Raw genomic sequence first — 11707 nt, 5'->3', positions numbered from 1 at the left:
CATCACTTTGCCTCGGCCACCAAGCGTTGGGGTGCATGCGCCGTCATCATCTTGTGCAGCGTCGAGGGAATCACTCCGCCTGCGCGCAGCAGCGAGACCTCCAGTTGCGTCTCGACGGCGGCGGTCGCCTTGAAGCTCTCGATGCGGCCATCGCGGCGGCAGATCGACACGCTGACCGGCCCGCGCGGGGCGATGTGTGCCGCCCGGGCGTCGACCTCGATGCGGTCGCCGGGCTGCAGGTCCAGCGTGAACGGCGTCATGCCCGCCGGCATGCGCAGCGGCAGCACGCCCATGCCGACGAGGTTGGAGCGGTGGATGCGCTCGAAGCTGTTGGCCAGCACGGCACGGATGCCCAGCAGGCGCTGGCCCTTGGCGGCCCAGTCGCGCGATGAGCCCGTGCCGTAGCGTTCGCCGGCGACCAGCACCACCGATTCGCCGGACTCCTTGTAGCGCCGCGCCGCCTCGACCAGCGACACGAGCTCGCCGCTGGGCACGTGCACGGTGTGCGCCACGGGCGCACCGGGGGCCAGCAGGTTCTTCAGCGTCTTGCTGTGGAAGGCGGCGCGCACCATCACTTCCCAATTGCCGCGGCGCGAGGCGAAGACGTTGAGGTCGTTCCGGTCGTCACCGCGCGCCACCAGGAAGTCGGCCACCAGGCTATCCTGGGGGATCGCGCTGGCTGGGGAGATGTGGTCGGTCGTGATGTCGTCGCCGACCACCAGCAACGCGTGGGCAGTGTAGGCGCCGAGCAGGCTGCCTTCGGTGGCCGCCGCGAACGGTGGGCGGCGCAGCGCGGTTGATTTCGGGTCCCACGGATACAACGCGGATTCGGGAGCATCAAGGTCGTGCCACAGCGGGTTCGCGCTGGCCAAGGCGAAGGCGCGTTGGTAGTCGGCCGGGTCCTGCGATTGCCGCAGCGCCTGGTCGACTTCCTCGCGCGAAGGCCACAGGTCCTTGAGATAGACCGGCGTGCCGTCTCCGGTGATCTGCACCGGGTCGACGCTGAAGTCGCGCTCGGCATCGCCGGCCAAGCCGAACACGATGACCAGCGGTGGCGACATGAGGAAGCCGAGGTCCAGATCAGGATGGACGCGGCCCGGAAAGTTGCGGTTGCCGGACAGCGCCGCAACAGGATGGATGGTGCCCGCGGCCAGCGCCTCCTGAATGACCTGGGGCAGCGGCCCGGAGTTTCCGATGCATGTGGTGCAGCCGAAACCCACGATGTCGAAGCCGACGGCCGCCAGGTCGGCGGTGAGGCCTGCGCGCTCCAGGTAGACAGCGGCCGCCGGCGAACCGGGCGCGGTCGAAGTCTTGACCCAGGCAGGCGCCCTCAGCCCGAAGGCGCGCGCCTTGCGCGCCACCAGGCCTGCCGTCACCAGCAGGCGCGGGTCCGAGGTGTTGGTGCAGCTTGTGATGGCCGCCACCGCCACGGGATGTCGAGGCATGGTGGCGTGCGCCGCCTTCGGCTGGAAGTTCAGCGCCGCCAGCGTCGAGGCGGCGTCGTAAAACGCCAGCAGGTCCTGCGGCCGGCGCGGCCCTGCGATGTGCATGCCAATTGCGTCCAGCGCGATGTCGATGCTGCGGGTGTAGCGTGGCTGCGCCGACGGGTCGAACCACAGGCCGGTGGCCTGCGTGTAGGCCGCGACCATGGCCGCATGCGCCGCGGTTCGGCCGGTGGAAAGCAGGTAGTCCACGGTGTGCTGGTCGACCGGGAAGAAGCCGGTCGTCGCGCCGTATTCGGGCGCCATGTTGGCGACCACGCTGCGCTCGCCCGCGCCGAGCGTCGACACGCCCGGGCCGAAGAACTCGACGAACTCGCCCGATACGCCGATGGCGCGCAGTCGCTGCGTCACGGTCAGCGCCAGGTCGGTGGCCGTCACCCCCGCGCGCAGCGCGCCCGTGAGCCGCACGCCGATCACGTCGGGGATGCGCAGCATCGTCGGCATGCCGAACATCACGGTCTGCGCCTCCAGTCCGCCCACGCCCCAGCCCAGCACGCCGATGCCGTTCACCATCGGCGTGTGGCTGTCGGTGCCAATCATCATGTCGGGCACCACCCAGGTGGTGCCGTCGCGCTCCTCGGTCGTCACCACCGTGGCGAGCTGCTCCAGGTTGATGGTGTGCATGATCCCCGTGCCCGGCGGATTGATGCGCACGCCGCGCAGCACCTTCGAGGCCCAGCGCAGGAACGAATAACGCTCGCCATTTCGGCGGATCTCGAGCGCCATGTTCAGCGCGGGTGCATCGCCGCGCGCGAAGGCCTCTACCGCCAGCGAGTGGTCCACCGACACGTCCACCGGCAGGCTGGCGTTCAGCACAGCCGGGTCGACGCCCGCTTCCGCGAGCGTGTCGCGCATGGCGGCCAGGTCGACCAGCGCGGGCGTGCTGGTGGTGTCGTGCATCAGAACGCGGCCCGGCTGGTAGGCGATCTCGGCCTCGCTGGTGCCGGTGTCGGTCCAGGCGAGCAAGGCGGCCAGGGCTGCGTCTCTTTCCGTGCCTTCCATGTTGCGCGCGACGTTCTCCGTCAGCAGCCGCAAGACCACGGGCATGTCATGCAGTCGCGCACCGCACAGGGCCGGCAGATCGACCGCGCATAGCGAGCGATTTCCGACGCTGATCTGGCGGATCGCGGTCGTCTCAGTGTTTTCCATAGGTTTGATTTTGCATTTGTCATTCATAAAATGCAATTAAGTGCAAACCCTCAGACCCGCCCGAAAGCTCCCTTGACCCTCGAACGCCCCCTGTTCTCCCGCGCTTTTCCCGCAGATGCGGGCCGCCGGCGGCTGATGGCGCAAGGCGCAGCCCTCGGCGGCGCGGCCTTGCTCGGCCCGCTCGCCGGGTGCGCCAGCCCCCGTCCCGGCAGCGCCGGACCCTCCGCCCACAACCCAGGAACACCCATGTACGCCTACGTCGGAAGCCGGACCACCCGCGAGCGAAACGCGCGCGGCGACGGCATCAGCATCTTCAAAGTCGACACCGAGCGCGGCACGCTCGCGTCCGTCGCCGTGGTCGGCAACCTCGTCAACCCCTCGTTCCTCGCGCTGAGCCGCGACGGCGAATTCCTCTACACGGTGCACGGCGACGAGAGCGAGGTCAGCGCCTTCAAGGTCGACCGCCGCACCGGCCTCCTCAGGTTCCTGAACCGCCAGAGCACGCAGGGCAAGAACCCGGTGCACCTCGCACTCGACCCGAGCGGTCGCTTCATGGTCGTGTCCAACCATATCGGCGCGAGCCTGGCGGTGCTGCCGGTGCGCGAGGAAGGTTCGCTCGGCGAGCTCAGCCAGCTGGTGAAGCTCGAGGGCCCGATCGGTCCGCACCGCGTGGAGCAGAAGCAGGCCAAGCCGCACTTCAACCCCTTCGACCCGAGCGGGCGCTTCGTGATCGTTCCCGACAAAGGGCTCGACCGCGTCTTCAGCTTCCGCTTCGACCAAGGCAAGCTGACGCCGGCGGAAGTGCCGTTCGTGGCCACGCGCGAGACCGCCGGTCCGCGCCACATCGCGTTTCATCCCGCCGCACCTCTGGCATACGTCGTCAACGAGCTGGACTCCACCGTCACAGCCTACCGCTTGGCGCCCGCCACCGGCGCGCTGCAGCCCTTTCAGATCGTGTCGTCGCTGCCCGAGAGCTTCACCGGCAACAGCCGCGCCTCGGAAATCCAGGTCGATGCGCACGGGCGCTTCGTGTACGCGTCGAACCGCGGCTTCGACAGCATCGCGGTGTTCAGCATCGACCCGGCCACCGGCGCGCTGAAGTTCATCGGCGCACAGCCGACACAGGGCAAGACACCGCGCTTCATGACGACGACACCCGACGGGCGTTTCATGTTCGCGCTGAACGAAGACAGCGATTCGATCGTCACCCTGGCCGTCGATCCGGCAGCCGGAACGCTGGCTCCCACAGGCGCCTCCGTGCGCACGGGCAGCCCGGTCTGCATGGTGTTCTCGTCATGAGCGCCGCGACGCCCGTTGCGTTCACGCCGGCCCAGGAGAAGGCGACGGTGCGCAAGATCACGCTGCGCATCATTCCCTTCGTCTTCCTGCTCTACATCATCTCGTACCTCGACCGCGCGAACATCGGCTATGCGGCGCTGCAGATGAATGCCGAACTGGCCTTGAGCAGTGAGGCCTTCGGTTTTATTTCCGGCATCTTCTTCATCGGCTATTTCCTCTTCGAGGTGCCGAGCAACGTGATGCTCAACAAGTACGGCGCGCGCGTGTGGATCGCTCGCATCCTGATCAGCTGGGGCCTGCTGGCCGCCCTGTCGGCCTTCGTGCAGAACGCAACCCAGCTCTACGTTCTTCGCTTCCTGCTGGGCGTGGCAGAAGCCGGCTTCTTCCCCGGGATCATCGTGTACCTGACGTACTGGTTCCGCTCCAAGGAGCTCGCGACCACGGTGGCGCTGTTCACCGCAGCCATTCCGGTGTCGTACATCATCGGCGCGCCGCTCAGCACGCTGATCATGGACCACATCCAGTGGTTCGGCTGGAGCGGCTGGCGCTGGATGCTGTTCCTCGAAGGCATTCCCGCGGTGATCTTCGGCGTGGTGTGCTTCCTGCGCCTGACCGATCGGCCCGACCAGGCGAAGTGGCTCACGTCCGAAGAGAAGGAATGGCTGCTGGCCGAACTGGAGCGCGACCGCCAGTCGAAGAAGAACGTCAAGCACCTGTCGGTGATGCAGGCGATCGGCAATGGCAAGGTGCTCTACCTGTCGTTCATCTATTTCGTCTATCAGTGCGGTAGTCTGGGCGTGGGCTACTGGATGCCGCAGATCATCAAGGGCTTCTCCGACAAGCTGAGCCACACGCAGATCGGCTTCATCGCGATGGCGCCGTACATCGTTGCCACCATCGCCATGGTGGCGTGGTCGCGCAGCTCCGACCGCCGCAACGAACGCAAGCTGCATTCGGCCCTTCCGCTGGCCGTGGCCGCAGCCGCGCTCACCGGCGCGGGTCTGGTCGGCAATCCGTTTGCTGCCGTGGCGCTCATCAGCGTGGCGCTGGCCGGCCTGTATGCGTTCAAGTCGCCGTTCTGGGCACTGCCTACGCTGTTCCTGAGCCGCTCGACGGCGGCGATCTCGATCGCGGTCATCAACTCGATTGGCAACCTCGGCGGCTTCGTCGGGCCCTATGCCATCGGGCTCATCAAGGGCACGGGCCGCACCGCCACGACGGGCCTGATCTTCCTGAGCGCGCTGCTCGTCGTCGCGTTCCTCATGACGATTTTCATGCGGCTGTCCTATGCCAACCGGACCGAGGACGCCGCAGCGGGAACGGTCAGCAGCTGAGCACACCGATCGCTAGAACGATTTCGAAGTTCATTCACAAGGAGACAAAAATGCAATTCCCATTCAACCGAATCTTCACCGGCGCGGTGGCATCGCTCGCGCTGGGTGCCAGCCTGCACTCCGGCGCCCATGCACAGGCTGCGGCCGGCGACTATCCGACCAAGGCCATCACCATCATCGTTCCCTTCGCCGCGGGCGGGAACACCGACGTCAAGACGCGCCTGGTCGCGCTGCAGATGGCCGCTATTCTTGGCAAGCCCGTGATCATCGACAACCGGCCGGGCGCGAGCGGCAACATCGGCATCGAGATAGTCTCGCGCGCGGCACCGGACGGCTACACCATCGGCATGGGCAGCTTTGGCCCGCTGGCGGTAAACCCGTCGATCTACCCGAAGGTGAACTACGATCCGAAGAGCTTTGTGCCGATCGTGCTGCTGGAGAAGAGCCCGCTGGTGCTGACCGCGCCTGTCGACAAACCCTACAAGACCGTGAAGGACGTGGTAACGGCGGCGAAGGCCAAGCCCGGCAGCCTGAACATCGCCAACGCCGGCCCCGGCGGCGCACACCACCTGTCGGCCGAACTCTTCGAAAGCGCCGCGAGCATCGACATGGTGGGCGTGCCGTTTAAGGGCGGCGGTCCGGCCTCCACGGCGTTGCTGGCCGGTCAGGTCGACCTGATGTTCGAGCAGACCGGTGCCGCGATTCCGTCGATTCAGGCCGGCAAAATCCGTCCTATCGCGGTGACGTCAGCGAAGCGGCTCTCGACCATGCCTGACGTTCCGACCTTTGCCGAGGCAGGCTACCCGCAGGTGCTGGTGTCGAACTGGATGGGCTACGTGGCGCCGAAGGGCACGCCGCCGGCCATCGTGGCGCAGTTGCACGCCGCCTTCGTGAAGGCAATCGATCATCCTGACGTGAAGGGGCGCATTGTCTCGCAAAGCAATGAGCTTGGCGGCGGCTCTTCGAAAGAGTTCGCGGAGTTCATCGACAGTGAGAGCGCGAAGTGGTCCAAACTGGTTAAGGAACGCGACATCAAGATCGAATAGTGGAGTGAACTGGGCGCCGAGATGATCGTGGCGTCGACGGTGGAGCCCCTCTTCAGCAGCAGACCCTTCCTGGCAAGGTGCGCGTTGACTCGCTTGAAGATGTCCTCGGCCAGATCGTTGGCCTCCAGCAGGTGCCGCAGTAATCACCCGTCGTCGTCAAGCCGGAGACTAAGCTTTCGGCGGGACGAAGATGTTCGAGGGAATACACGCAGTGCATGTCAGCAACCTGGAGCGTTTCGGCTAGGGGGTGGGAGCATAGGTCTGCGCGAGCCGCAGCCTCGAGCGCAGATCGCGTTCCGCGCCGGGCTGTGTGAGGCTGCGCCCAGTCAGCGGCTTGCTCAATCGCGTCGCGGTCATCACGTCCCGCAGCGGCTTGCGCGAGTGCACATGGAAATGCACGTTGCCCCGTCGCGCGCCTTACAGCGACTTGCGGATCAACAACGGCCATGCTTGGCCCGTGGCAATTGAAACCCCGTGCACCTGTCGCACATGGACGCTTGGCAGGTCGACCCTTAGTCCTAGTTTCCACCGAGGCGCCTCGTGGCTCGGCCGCGACCAGATGCCGACGCCGTCGTCTGCAGGCTTCGAAGGAACATGGAGTTCAGGCACGATGTAGCGGTGGCCGGGTTGATCCTCGTCATATTCCCACAGCGATACGATTCCGACCGGCGAGTCTTGCGCCCCTTCCACGCGGGAAGCCCTCGGAAAAAGCGCAACGTTGAACGGCGCCACATCCGCGTCATCTGCCTGTAGCGCGCTGGGCTTTTGCACGGAGGCCCGCCGGCGCGCGAGCGCGATGCATTCGCACAGGTTGCCCCACCCCTGCTTGTTCGGCGCCAGCAACACCACCCGCGCATGGACATGGCCACGCTCGGTCGTCAGCAGAAGCTCGGAGCCGCAAATGAAGTGCAGGCCGTTCTCACGGGCATGCAGGTGCGCACGGACGACCCCGGCCACCGAGGCCTCGTCCGTGAGCGCCAAGGCCGAGTAGAGCTTGGCGGCCGCGCGCTCCACCAGTTCCTCGGGCTGCGAGGCGCCCACGAGAAAGGTGAAGGCCGAGCGGCAGTGAAGCTCGGCGTAGGGTGGTGGCTCGGCTTGTCATTCACTGTGTTTTCTCACAGTATTTTGAACCACTCGTTCGGCATGGTCTCAGAGTTTTTATTTATCCAATAGAATAGATAATTTACCTTGAACGATTTGGCAAATTTACCTATCATAATGACCAATATGGCAAGGAAACGCGCTCCTACCGCAACCACTCAAACTCAACCTGCTACGACCGTCGAGATCTACGATCGCGGCCGCTGGCTTCCTGCGGCCACGCTCCAGGCCCTTGGGGAAGACCGGTGCCGTTTCGAGTACCTGCCTGAATACGTCTTCAGTGACGATCCTCGCCCCATCGCGGTCGGCCTGCCCATTGGGATCGAACCTGACAGGTTCATTGAGGGTCCAACAGGAACGGAGGCCGACCGACGACCGCCAGCGTTTCTCTACGACCTAGTTCCCCAAGGGAAGGGCCGCAAGTACTTGCTGGAACGACTCGGCCTCACCGACGGTGACAACTTGAACATGCCGCTGGTGATGGCCGGCGCCTTCAACCCGATCGGATGCCTTCGATTCATGAGCGCCCTCGAATTCTTTCGACAGGAATCAGAGAGACACCCGGATCCGGCGACGGCAACGGGGTTCGACTTCGAGGAAGTGCTCACGCGAAGCCAGGAGTTTCTGGACCACCTCTCTCTGCACGCGATGCTTGCGTCAGGTACGACTGGCGTGCAAGGAGTTGCGCCAAAGTTCTTGCTGACCACCGATCGTGATGGGCGATGGTTCGCCGACATGGCATTGTCCGACGACCGAGCGCACGAACATTGGCTTCTAAAGTTGCCGCGTGGGAAGAGCGATGCCGACCGCGCGGTCCTGCGCAATGAGGCAGGATTTCTGCGGGTAGCCGAGCGATGCGGGATGCGGACATTCGCAAAACCAGATCTGCACAACGAAATCTTGTTCGTACGGCGCTTCGATAGACAGGTGATCGACGGCCAGATGCACCGGCTCCACCAGGAAAGCCTGGCCAGTGTCTGTGGCATCAGGGGCTTCAGCGTTCCGAAGAGCCAGCAGACCCTTCTTGCAGGCCTGCGCAGCGCGGTCACGAATCCGCTGGCCGAAACGATCGAATTCATGAAGCGTGACGTGTTGAACATGGCCATGCGCAACACCGACAACCACGCGCGCAACACTGCAGTGCAAAGGCTCCCCGATGGCACTATTCAACTCACACCGGTGTTCGATTTCGCGCCGATGTACCTGGACAGCGAAGTAATCGTTCGCGGCTGCCACTGGCGCGGCGCCGAAGGTAGGGTTCAGCGTACCTGGACAGAAGTCGTTGAATCCCTGGATATGCCAGATCACGAACGGAAGCAGATCGCAGCCGAGCTCACTCGATTCGCGGACGTTGTTGCGGCACTCCCGGCTACTGCCAAAGAATGCGAGGTCGAACCGGAGGTGATCGAAGCGTGCAGAAAAACGATCGAAACCCAGGCGGATCAGTTGCAAGCGCTGGCGCATCTGGCCGCGGCCAACGCATCTCCGGAGAATGTCCATGGATAAGCGACGCAAGAGTTCCGACGCAACACACGAGATGGAGTTGCGCGATGCCCTATACCGTGCAATCTCCTCAGGGAAATTGCCGGTTGGCCAATCCGTCGCAGCGATGCGGCGGATGAGCAAGCTGACTCAGCCGGAGTTCGCAACGCATCGTGGGCTGAGCGTTCAGAGCTTGCGCGCGATCGAAGCGGACAAAGCCAACCCCACTGTCGATACGCTCAACAAGGTCGCAGGGATCTTCGGCCTGCAGGTTGGGTTCGTCCCGAAGGATTCGCAACGTGAATCCTGGAGAGACGTCGAGCATGCATTGAAGCAAGCCGCTGATCACCTTCAAAACCTGAAAGACGAGCAATGACCCGGAAAACGAGCGCTGCGACAGCTGGCGCGGCCATGTGTGGACGGCATGGTGTCAACAGGGCTCAATATTCGTCTCGACCAGCTTGCCACCATTGAAGTAGCACGCCGCCTTAGAGGTCAACTCCGCCGCATCGAACGGCACTAAGTCGGTCCACAGCGTCGCTCCGAGAAATCGCACTCCGTCGATCACCAGTTCGTCACCATCGAGCAGATGGACATTGCTGCCCTCGGCTTCGCGGCGCGCTTCGGCCAGTGTCGTGTCCAACCGCCCGTCGTAGTACTCGTGGTTTCCAAGCAGATAGATCACCGGCTTGCCACGAAAGCGATCCACCGCCCACTGGACGGCGCGCTTGGCTGGCGAATGGATATCGCCGGCGAGGATGACGACATCGAATTCGAGATCGGGTACCGGCTCGAAGGGGGCGAACTCGAGGTGAAGGTCGGAAAGAACCAGCACCTTCATTGGGATGCTCCCTCAAAGCGCGAGCGAAGCTCGGCACTTGCCTTGTCGTCGAAGCCGGTGAACGAACCACACACCACAAGGTGTTCCTTGCAGTGGTCGAACTGCCAATAGGCATCGTCGAGTGCGACCCAGGGTTCATCGACCGCATCGTGGATTTGGAGCCAGGCGAGGATTTCTCCTTCGCGCTTTCCGTACGGTGGAGGGAGGCCGAAGCCTGAATGAGGTGTGGCGCCGAGGATCCGGGCCCGGATGTCGCCGGAGAACGGCTTCAGCAGAGTCTCATAGAGAAGCTGCTCGCGCCAGGACGAACTAATCACGATCTTCACGTGCGGGAACTCGCGCAGCAGTGCCTCCAGTCGTGGAAGGAAGCAGAAGTCGGCGCCGCCGTTGAGGATGTGATCTTCCCCCTCCGGATGCAGCACGCCGTCGAAGTCGAGGAACAGGATCACTCTGAATCTCCTAGCCCATATCCACCGGCCCTCATACGACACCGCCGTGTTGAATCGCGATGAGCATCGATCGCACTCTTTCCGAGCCACCTGCAGCGGCGAACGCTGTTGGCGTTTGGCCATCGAGCCATTCGTGTGGCTTGTCCAGCCATGCTTGAGCCGCTGCGCCGAACACCTGAGTAGCGAGCTCGAGCACGTCTTGTAGAGACCCTCCCGGCCCAGGCTCGTCGCGCGGCCATGCCAGGTGCGAGCCCATGTCGACCCCGAAGGCGCGAAACGGCGCCGCGGTGGTTATCAAGCCCTCCGCGACATAGTCGATGTTCTGATGGTGGTGGCCATGAACCAACAGCTGGACGCCGAGCGTCTCAGCGAGCTCGTCGATCGCCTGCCAGCCATGCGGGTGAGCCGCCGGCGCCTCGTGCGTCACTAGGATGTCGGCGGCTGGGCTCCGCAGCAGTTGCTGGTAGTCGGCCGGGAAGATGGAAGACCGGTGCTTGCGGGAGATGCCGTCGCGCCACCGTTCTTCGCGTTTCATGGTGCGGCGCATGGCGTCGCTCGACTGGAACGCCGCCTCCTCGATCGGCCGCCGCGGATCCCAGATCTTGCTGCGGAAGACGCCGCCCAGGCCTGCGACCTTGTACCCGGCGATCTCGACGATGCGTCCGTGCAGGTTGCGGTCCGCGAGCTCCGATCCCCACAGGTTGTCACAGTCGGCATCGGAGTCCGTGTCATGGTTCCCGTGGATGAACCAGACCTCGGTGAGAGCCAGGATCGGCTGAAGCTCGATGTGCAGAGGCTGGCGCGCCTGGATGTCGCCCAACAGCACGATCGCCTCCGGCTGAAAGTGCTCGACCGCGGCAATCACCGGATCGAGATCGCCGTGCGGGTCGCCGAAGAACATCAGCTTGGGCTTCGACTGGTTGCGCTCGGATCGCGCATGGAGGTCCGACGAGATGAGCGGTTTCATTTCATATGCCAACGGCGGTTCATCGTCCAGCCGCGAACCGCAGGAAGTGCGAGCGCAACTCCTGGAAGCAGTCCTGGTCGAATGCCCGCGCGGGATCGGTGAGCACGAGCCGCGCGTAGCCCGCTTCGAAGCTCGAGGGCCAATCGTCAAGCGCGACCCATTCCGCGTCGCTGCGGCCATTCCCATCGAGCCAGGCCTGGATTTCCAACTGACGCCGGTGGTGGACGGCCGCATTGGGATCAATTTGCGGCGTCGCTCCGATGATCCGGTGCCGAATGTCAGCACTGAAGTAGCGCTGCAGCTGCTCGATGCCTTCGGCCAGCCGCCAGTCCGATGAAATGACGACGTCGACAGACTCGAACTCTCGAAGAAGCTCTTCCAGCCGCGGCAAATGGCTGAAGAACCTGCTGCTGAACGAGTAGTCCACGCCGACAGGATGAAGCACACCATCGATATCCAGGAACAGAAGATCGCTGGAATCACTCGTGTGACCAACGGCATCATGGGTCAACGTCGCTTTTGGCATGGGTAGACGGC

At 64.2% G+C, this 11707-nt stretch carries 11 protein-coding genes and 1 pseudogene; 5 read left to right on the top strand and 7 right to left on the bottom strand.

Features of this window, described 5'->3' with window-relative positions; all coding sequences use genetic code 11:
* Positions 1-2: 2 nt before the first annotated feature.
* Positions 3-2651: an aconitate hydratase AcnA gene (gene acnA, locus ACN9MV_RS31065; protein ID WP_426390740.1), complete on the bottom strand. Its 2649-nt coding sequence runs from the start codon at positions 2649-2651 to the stop codon at positions 3-5.
* Between the two features lie 246 nt (positions 2652-2897).
* Between acnA and ACN9MV_RS31060 the strand changes: the two genes are divergently transcribed.
* From ACN9MV_RS31060 to ACN9MV_RS31050, 3 genes are read left to right on the top strand one after another with little or no spacing between them, the layout of a single operon-like run.
* A complete protein-coding gene (locus ACN9MV_RS31060; RefSeq protein ID WP_426390739.1) occupies positions 2898-3950 on the top strand; it encodes a lactonase family protein in 1053 nt (350 codons plus the stop codon).
* The gene (locus ACN9MV_RS31055; RefSeq protein ID WP_426390738.1) at positions 3947-5284 is read left to right on the top strand and encodes an MFS transporter; all 1338 of its coding nucleotides are present in this window, start codon (positions 3947-3949) and stop codon (positions 5282-5284) included. Before ACN9MV_RS31060 ends, ACN9MV_RS31055 begins: the two co-directional genes overlap by 4 nt.
* Before the next feature lie 50 nt (positions 5285-5334).
* Positions 5335-6330 carry a Bug family tripartite tricarboxylate transporter substrate binding protein gene (locus ACN9MV_RS31050; protein ID WP_426390737.1) on the top strand — a complete coding sequence of 332 codons (996 nt, stop codon included), beginning with the start codon at positions 5335-5337 and terminating at the stop codon, positions 6328-6330.
* Positions 6331-6335: 5 nt separating this feature from the next.
* Here the strand turns inward: ACN9MV_RS31050 and ACN9MV_RS31045 are convergent.
* A pseudogene (locus ACN9MV_RS31045) lies at positions 6336-6467 on the bottom strand (IS5/IS1182 family transposase); the annotation flags it as partial.
* 280 nt (positions 6468-6747) lie between these two features.
* Positions 6748-7371, bottom strand: a complete 624-nt coding sequence (locus ACN9MV_RS31040; RefSeq protein ID WP_426390736.1) for a PHP domain-containing protein — start codon at positions 7369-7371, stop codon at positions 6748-6750.
* Between the two features lie 147 nt (positions 7372-7518).
* Here ACN9MV_RS31040 and ACN9MV_RS31035 point away from each other — a divergent pair, with 147 nt between their 5' ends.
* Positions 7519-8937 carry a type II toxin-antitoxin system HipA family toxin gene (locus tag ACN9MV_RS31035; protein WP_426390735.1) on the top strand — a complete coding sequence of 473 codons (1419 nt, stop codon included), beginning with the start codon at positions 7519-7521 and terminating at the stop codon, positions 8935-8937.
* The gene (locus ACN9MV_RS31030; protein WP_426390734.1) at positions 8930-9289 is read left to right on the top strand and encodes a helix-turn-helix domain-containing protein; all 360 of its coding nucleotides are present in this window, start codon (positions 8930-8932) and stop codon (positions 9287-9289) included. The genes ACN9MV_RS31035 and ACN9MV_RS31030 overlap by 8 nt, the downstream gene beginning before the upstream one ends.
* A gap of 54 nt (positions 9290-9343) precedes the next feature.
* Here ACN9MV_RS31030 and ACN9MV_RS31025 read toward each other — a convergent pair whose 3' ends face one another.
* The 4 genes from ACN9MV_RS31025 to ACN9MV_RS31010 are packed head-to-tail and all read right to left on the bottom strand — an operon-like array spanning position 9344 to position 11696.
* A complete protein-coding gene (locus ACN9MV_RS31025; protein ID WP_426390733.1) occupies positions 9344-9754 on the bottom strand; it encodes a metallophosphoesterase in 411 nt (136 codons plus the stop codon).
* A complete protein-coding gene (locus tag ACN9MV_RS31020; RefSeq protein WP_426390732.1) occupies positions 9751-10203 on the bottom strand; it encodes an HAD domain-containing protein in 453 nt (150 codons plus the stop codon). The genes ACN9MV_RS31025 and ACN9MV_RS31020 overlap by 4 nt, the downstream gene beginning before the upstream one ends.
* 31 nt (positions 10204-10234) lie before the next feature.
* Positions 10235-11170, bottom strand: a complete 936-nt coding sequence (locus tag ACN9MV_RS31015) for a metallophosphoesterase (protein ID WP_426390731.1) — start codon at positions 11168-11170, stop codon at positions 10235-10237.
* 19 nt (positions 11171-11189) lie between these two features.
* A complete protein-coding gene (locus ACN9MV_RS31010; protein ID WP_426390730.1) occupies positions 11190-11696 on the bottom strand; it encodes an HAD domain-containing protein in 507 nt (168 codons plus the stop codon).
* Between the last annotated feature and the right edge of the window lie 11 nt (positions 11697-11707).

It is taken from the genome of Variovorax sp. R-27 (genome assembly GCF_049913215.1).
Taxonomy (GTDB): domain Bacteria; phylum Pseudomonadota; class Gammaproteobacteria; order Burkholderiales; family Burkholderiaceae_C; genus Variovorax.
The sequence above is the reverse complement of the archived record's forward strand: the minus strand, read 5'-3'. Positions and strand labels throughout refer to the sequence as shown.